Consider the following 6,884-nt stretch of genomic DNA (forward strand, 5'->3'; position numbering starts at 1 on the left):
TTGCTCACTTCCGCGTTGCCTCGAGATACTCCTGATAACCTGTGTTGGACTGGAGCGCGACATCAATATCATGGTTGCCCTGAGCTGCCAGCCAGGCATACAGATCGTCATATAACGATGTATTCATTGCAAGGAACGGCAGCAATTCAGCGTGTCTGGCCATGTCGAACTGTGTGGAGAAATCATGGCTTGTTCGCGCATCATCCGACGTGAAGCCATCAACTTCAACGATATGCTGTTTCTTGGAGAACTCGCCCTTTGAGACTTTCTCAAAAACCGACCCAGGCTCAAAGACCGGCTTGAACGCAAATTGATCGGCATCCGTCCGCTGTGCCTGTTCGGCGGCTTCGGCCATGTGTGCGGCATGGTGAGCATTGTCATTGTCAATCGTTGCCGATGCTAGTGGTGTGAACGTGGAGTGCGGCGACTGTGTGGAATGGGCATCGGAAGGATTCGTATGCTCGTCTCTCTGGGAGGTATCCGGTGTGGCCTTATCACGCGTATTCTCATGTGCCGTGTCGATGTGAAGAGCATCGGAAAGAGCATCTTCGAACAGATCACGCTGCTCTGGGACATGGTGTTTGGCGGATACGTCCTGCCCTGCCTGCTGTGTCGTTTCCGAAACAGCTTGTGCCGTGCCCTCTGCATTGGCAGAATCACCCGGCCCGACGGGTACAGATGAGAGATTCTTAGTGGCTCTCGAAGTCTCTTTATTTGCCTTATCTGCTTGCTGCGCAGCTGGTTGAGTCGTTTCACCTCCAGGTTCCTGAGCAGAGGCCTCACCCAGAACCGCATCATGAAGCTGCGTGATCCTACTGCGAACCGAGCTGGCATCGAAGGCACTCGTTGGCTCACCGGCACGCAGATCAAGAATGTCATCAACGGACATATCAGCCGCATCCGGCTCAACAGGAGCGTTATCAGTGGCATACGAGAACAGATCGGAAACATCATCGGACTGCTGAGCCAGGGGCTTACGCTCAGGCTGAATGTCATGGCGCTTGAAGGATACCGGAACATCACCGAATTGCAGAGTCATCTCTTTACGAGGTAGCAGAAAGTCCTGATCGAGCGGCACACGAACAAGATCGCCATTCGAACGCACAATATATGTGCCGTTGGTCGAGTGCAGATCACGAATCGTTGCAGCACCTGAATTGGTCACTGCGAAGACAGCATGACGTTTTGACATGGACCGTGTTTCATCAGGAACATTAAGACGTGATGTACCTTCATCAGGAAGAGGTCGTAGTGGTTTGCGCCCTATTTCGATGCTTTCACCCGAGTTCACCATCACATCATCCATGTTCTTGACACTGACGATCCATTGATGAGTCGGTCGCTTATCAACACTCACGACTGCCGTCCTCCTTACGATAAAGCCCGTATCACCCGCATAATAGCCATAGCTTCATATCCATTGTGTCATGAATGAGCAATAAAAACTGAAAAACCACCGCGATTCTCGCACAATCAGTGAATTCTTACAGCTGAATTGCTCTGTAAACGTCGCAAAATCATACGTTGAAATGGAATTGTAACCAAGAAAGAGAGCACATCCGATACCGATTGCGCCATCTGCACACCCAATACACCGAATATATGAGGAAGGATGAGCACTACCGGTGCAAGGAACAGACCAAGGCGGCACAATGCCAGGAAGGATGCAATGCCTGTCATTCCTATGGTCTGCTGCATCATATTCGACATCATGTTGAATCCATTGAGCGCACAGGTGAAACATTGGATGCGCAATGCGAAGGCTCCAATGGCAATCACCACCGGGTCAGAACGAAACACCCCAATGAGATGAGGCGCACTGATAAAAAGCACCACGGCCAAGACAACCAGCAGCGAGGTTGACATGCGAATGCAGAACCAATAGCCTCGCTTGACCCTTGGGAATAATCCGGCGCCGTAGTTGTATCCGCATACAGGCTGGAATCCTTGACCAAGCCCGACAATGACCGAATTGGTAAAGAGCATGATTCTCATGACTATTGCCATTCCTGCAATTGCGGCATCTCCAAATGGATTGGCGGCAAGGTTGACACAGGTCACGGCTATGGAACCGGCACCTTGACGAACAAGAGACGGCAATCCCCCTCCGAGTATTTCACGCACCAGAAGAACATTCGGCCTGAACTGACAGTATGAGAGAGAGACCACTGAGAATTTTCGGCTCATATAGAGCAATATGCCAAAGCTCACTGTCTGGCAGATGGCTGTGGCAAGACCTGCACCGAAGATGCCGAGATGAAGTCCAAAGATCAATGCCGGTGCAAGTGCGAGGTTAAGCATGGCTCCCGAAACAAGTCCAACCATGGCATATGCCGACTGACCTTGATAGCGGAGCAGACCGTTCATGGTGAACGATGCACAGACGAATGGAGCAGCGCAGAGCAGCGGGGTGAGATATTCAATTGCATACGGGGCAATGGTCTCGGTTGATCCAAGCATGCTCACCAAAGGTCGTAAGGTGACAAGGCCAAGAACAGTAATCAGGAATCCGCATCCCACAGAGCCGAAGAATCCTATGGAGAGCAGCTTTGCGGCTCTATCTTCGTCATGCTTGCCCAATTCTCTGGCAAGTGTGTTTCCCGATCCGTTACCAAAGAAAAAACCAACTGCCTGAAGTATCGTCATGATCGAAAATGCAATGCCAATCGCCCCCGATTGCGCAGTGCCCAGCCGACCAATGAAGAAGGTATCGACCAGGTTGTACGCCATGGTGACCAGATTCGAAATGACCGCAGGCGCACTCAGTTTCATAATCAGCCCTTCGACAGGCCGTTGCGTCATTTCGTAGTATTTGGCATCAGCCCGTGCGTGCTTGATCTTCTTCGGGTCCAGATTCTTCACCTGCAAGCCGTTCGCCATCTCATCCCCTACAAATCTCAGCGATTTTTACGAAAATATGCTATCGCAAGTTTGCAGAAACATATGGGGTGATGACCAGACCCTCATGTGCTTTTGCAGTCAGTTTTTCTGCAGGTCGTGCCCTGGAAGTCGCTTTTCACGCGGATTTGCTCGAAAAGCGACTTCCAAAGCGCAACCCGTGCAACACGCACAACATTCTGCGGGTAGAAACCGGATGCACTTTTCGGGGTATGACCCTAACAACAATTATGACTCTAACAACAATGACCTGCCGAGGTAACCCGGCAGGTCATTGAAAGCAACGAATCAACATTCGTTATCACTCGTATGAGCGGCGCGAAACGAACTACTTGAGTTCTACAGTTGCGCCAGCCTCTTCGAGAGCAGCCTTTGCCTTCTCGGCATCTTCCTTCTTGGCCTTCTCAAGAACAGCCTTAGGAGCTGAATCAACAACACCCTTTGCATCGGCAAGACCGAGGTTGGTCAGAGCGCGAACGGCCTTGATGACCTGGATCTTCTTGTCGCCAACGGCGGAGAGGATGACGTCAAACTCGTCCTTCTCTTCCTCAGCTGGTGCAGCGGCGCCTGGAGCGGCGGCAGCAACGGCTGCGACAGGAGCGGCAGCTTCAACGTCGAATTCGTCTTCGAACTTCTTGACGAAGTCGGAGAGCTCAACGAGGGTCATTTCCTTGAAAGCTTCAAGGAGCTCATCGGATGAGAGCTTAGCCATAATGGCTTCCTTTCATTTGCGGTGGTTCACGATTCGTGAGCCTGCTGGTGCAGGCAATCCACCAAACATCTTGTTTTTTCCTTGCATTGATCAAGCGGCACAAGCCACAAGATCAGGCAGCCTTTTCCTGCTTTTCGCGCAATGCGTCGATGGTGCGAACAGCCTTGGTAGGTATCGCAACAAATGCAAATGCGGCCTTGGCCATCGTGCCTTTCAGCGCGCCAGCCATCTTGGAAAGCAGAACCTCACGGGATTCGAGATCCGCAAGTTTCTGGACGCCCTCTTCGTCATAGACAGTTCCATCTGCGAAACCGCCCTTGACAACGAGCTGCTTGTTTGCCTTGGTGAAGTCGCGAAGTGTCTTCGCAGCCTGGACGTAATCGCCCTTGACGAAAGTGATGGCGGTTGGGCCCGAGATGAATTCATCCAGTCCCTCGACGCCTGCTTCCTTAGCTGCAATGCGAGCCAGCGTATTCTTCGCCACGGTATAGGAAGTATCGCGGCCTAGTTTGTCACGCAGGTCTGCGATCTGCGGGACACTGAGCCCGCGGTACTCGGTGAGAAGAATCGCGTCGGAATTACGGAATTTACCCGTAAGCTCCGCGACCACCTCTTCCTTTTCGGGCCTTTTCATGGCGTTCCTTCCTAAGTGGCCACTGGAAGGTGACTATGAGTGCCAAGTCTACGAGGGCAATAAAAAAGCCCTGCGCGCAGGCAGAGCATCAACATCCACAAGCGTCTTGAACGAATCCGTTCCAGACGAAGCTTCTGGGCTTTCATCTCAACCTACGCTGGCCTGGTACACAAATTTCACGCAATCTTACGATCACGACCAGCGGTCTGTGGTTTTACAACTTCATCAGGCTACACCCTTATTACGAGATTGCGCAAATTCATTGTGTCTGCTATGCCCACTGAGCGTGTTTCACACCATCTCGCCTTGTCACAAGTAGTGTGCACGCCTAGAGCTTTTCGATGATTCGAATCACCTGCCTTGCCGCGGTATCGGCAAATTCGGAAATATCAAAGTCCTTGAATGACTCGTATTCCGTATCGGCATTGTCACTCAACGCGCGAATCACAAGAACGGGAACATGGTTGCGCGCTGCAACATGGCACACTGCCGCACCTTCCATCTCTACTGCATCAGCGCCAGTGACGCGCGAAACCTGCTGAATCTTTTCTGCGGTATCCACGAAATAGTTGCCGGAAGCAATGATACCGGTTATATGCTTCGTACCCATGTCACTGAGCACACTATCGGCAATGGCAAGTAAAGCAGGATCGGAATGGAATTCGTTCTGTTTCGGTGCAAATTGAGCAATGAGACGCATGTCAGAGTCGAGATATCGCAGAGTGCCTCCAAGGACCACATCATTGATATGGAGCGATGGATTGAGGTTGCCGGCTATCCCTGAGAAAATCACGGCATCCGGCCGATAGGTGTCAATGAGATACTGCGTCGTCGATGCAGCATTGACTGTTCCCATGCCCCCGACAGTGGCAATGACACGAATCTCCTCGCCGCTTGTCGACTTGATATCACCTTGTACCACGTCAAGACTTGCCTGCTGCGAATCTGCACTATGCGATAAATTCGATAGCGATCGTGCAATAAGGCCGACCTCTTCGTTCAATGCTCCGATGACCGCTACCGTTTTCATACCCGCTCCTTAATTGTTGCCCGAGTGGGAGTTTAACACCTTAATATACCGCTGCCGCTCCCGCACACATCGGAAGCGGCAGCCGATGGCACAGTGATTCCTGCCACGGTTTCGAGAGCTGGTTGATCAATGGTTTGTTGCCTTACTCAGTACACCGATGGCTGATAGTCATAGATGCCCATCAGAAGATTCACCACGATGACGATGATTGATACGATAACGCCGACGACTGCGAAGATATAGGTGGCTCGCGAGCGCTCCTCGCCCTTCTCGGGAATCAGAATACCAACGACCGAGAGGACCAGCCCGACTGTGCCGAATGGGCTCACGAAGCGGTTATATTGCCATACGACAACGAAAAGCCCGATAAGGGCCAGAATGAAACCTGCGATGGCAAATCCTTTTGCAGCACTCTTGCCTTGCCCGCGATTCGGATACTGCTGGTATGGATATCCAACGAAGTTCGGTGGCATCATATTCGGTTGCCGATTATTCGGCTGTGAGCCAGGCTGAGCACCATGCTGGCCTTGAGATTGATTCGGCGTCTGAGAGACACCGGGCTGATTGGTTTGAGGACGTTGAGCATTGAATTGCTGATTGTTTGGCTGTGTCATATTGCCCCTATTCTTGGATTCCCTCGATTGTGCGTGCTGCGCTTACTGTGCATTCATTCCATCTCGTCAATTCTACCGAATCCTTCACCGATTTTCTTCTAGCCTTCGCCGAGAAACCGTGATCAGCAGGTAAGCAGCAGGTGATTCATGTATCTTCATCGGCAATGCCATGCGCTGACACGGAGATCGAGCGGGCCAGCAATGGTACTTGCTTGTGAGGGATTCACATGGATTTCTCAGCCGACACCATGTAAGTCCGAAGAACAGACCTGCATCATAGTAATCAGACCCCGCTGGTTTTCTTCCATTTCTCTCTCCACTGCGGGGTCTTCCCCTATCTTGTCTGCATCTTCTGAGGGCTATAGGCACAGATGTGTGTGGGGGCACAGAGGTGTGTGGGAAATCGTTTCCTAGTTCTTGTGGGAGTGGGTGTTGCTTCTGTTTGATAATTTTTACGCTGGTATAACGGCACGGCACAAAGTATGTGTGAAACATGCCGTGAGGCGTTCTCCAGGCTGGGGTTTGTGCTGGTTGATAATCCTGTTTGACCTGGGATGCATGAAAGCAACCTGTGTCCGTATTGCGGCACCATCATGCATCGCAACAGAACCACGAGAGCAGGAACGACCCAATGTCGATGCCCGCCATCCCCACCTCCCTTGCTATCCTCACCTCTCTTGTCATCTCGACCGAATGTCATCTCGAGCGAATTACACCTCCCTTGTCATCTCGAGTGAGCGGAGCGAGTCGAGAGATCTCACCCTTGCAAGCATCAACAGCCAAGATCCCTCGACTCGCTCCGCTCACTCGGGATGACGATGGTACATACAGCTTTGACAAGTTCATACGATCGACTCGCTCCGCTCACTCGGAATGACAGCCCTTGGGCTATCAGCAGGTCGGCTATCTGATCGGCCCGCTCCGCTCACTCGGAATGACGGGAGAGGAGCAGGGCATCTACTGGAACGAATTACACGCCAGTACACCAGCAAAGAC

Annotated in this window: 6 protein-coding genes; all 6 read right to left on the reverse strand. The window is 51.8% G+C overall.

Annotated features, from left to right (window positions below; all coding sequences use genetic code 11):
- Nucleotides 1-4: 4 nt before the first annotated feature.
- Entirely contained in the window at nt 5-1,357 is a 1,353-nt protein-coding gene (locus BAQU_RS03895; RefSeq protein WP_094692939.1) for an FHA domain-containing protein, read from the reverse strand.
- Nucleotides 1,358-1,473: 116 nt separating this feature from the next.
- Nucleotides 1,474-2,880: an MATE family efflux transporter gene (locus BAQU_RS03900; protein ID WP_244568423.1), complete on the reverse strand. Its 1,407-nt coding sequence runs from the start codon at nt 2,878-2,880 to the stop codon at nt 1,474-1,476.
- Nucleotides 2,881-3,226: 346 nt separating this feature from the next.
- Complete coding sequence (gene rplL / locus BAQU_RS03905; RefSeq protein ID WP_094692941.1) at nt 3,227-3,610, reverse strand: 50S ribosomal protein L7/L12; 384 nt, start codon at nt 3,608-3,610, stop codon at nt 3,227-3,229.
- 112 nt (nt 3,611-3,722) lie between these two features.
- Complete coding sequence (rplJ, locus tag BAQU_RS03910) at nt 3,723-4,244, reverse strand: 50S ribosomal protein L10 (RefSeq protein ID WP_094692942.1); 522 nt, start codon at nt 4,242-4,244, stop codon at nt 3,723-3,725.
- Nucleotides 4,245-4,572: 328 nt separating this feature from the next.
- Nucleotides 4,573-5,274, reverse strand: a complete 702-nt coding sequence (mtnN, locus tag BAQU_RS03915) for a 5'-methylthioadenosine/S-adenosylhomocysteine nucleosidase (RefSeq protein ID WP_094692943.1) — start codon at nt 5,272-5,274, stop codon at nt 4,573-4,575.
- 146 nt (nt 5,275-5,420) lie between these two features.
- Nucleotides 5,421-5,888 (reverse strand): hypothetical protein, encoded by a 468-nt coding sequence (locus BAQU_RS03920; RefSeq protein ID WP_094692944.1) that lies wholly within the window; start codon nt 5,886-5,888, stop codon nt 5,421-5,423.
- Nucleotides 5,889-6,884: the final 996 nt, after the last annotated feature.

The sequence above is a fragment of the Bifidobacterium aquikefiri genome, assembly GCF_002259795.1.
GTDB lineage: Bacteria > Actinomycetota > Actinomycetes > Actinomycetales > Bifidobacteriaceae > Bombiscardovia > Bombiscardovia aquikefiri.

Coding starts and splice junctions, on each gene's coding strand:
- BAQU_RS03900 (WP_244568423.1), bottom strand. CDS start 2,880: ATGGCGAACGGCTTGCAGGTGAAGAATCTGGACCCGAAGAAGATCAAG.
- rplJ (WP_094692942.1), bottom strand. CDS start 4,244: ATGAAAAGGCCCGAAAAGGAAGAGGTGGTCGCGGAGCTTACGGGTAAA.
- BAQU_RS03920 (WP_094692944.1), bottom strand. CDS start 5,888: ATGACACAGCCAAACAATCAGCAATTCAATGCTCAACGTCCTCAAACC.
- mtnN (WP_094692943.1), bottom strand. CDS start 5,274: ATGAAAACGGTAGCGGTCATCGGAGCATTGAACGAAGAGGTCGGCCTT.
- rplL (WP_094692941.1), bottom strand. CDS start 3,610: ATGGCTAAGCTCTCATCCGATGAGCTCCTTGAAGCTTTCAAGGAAATG.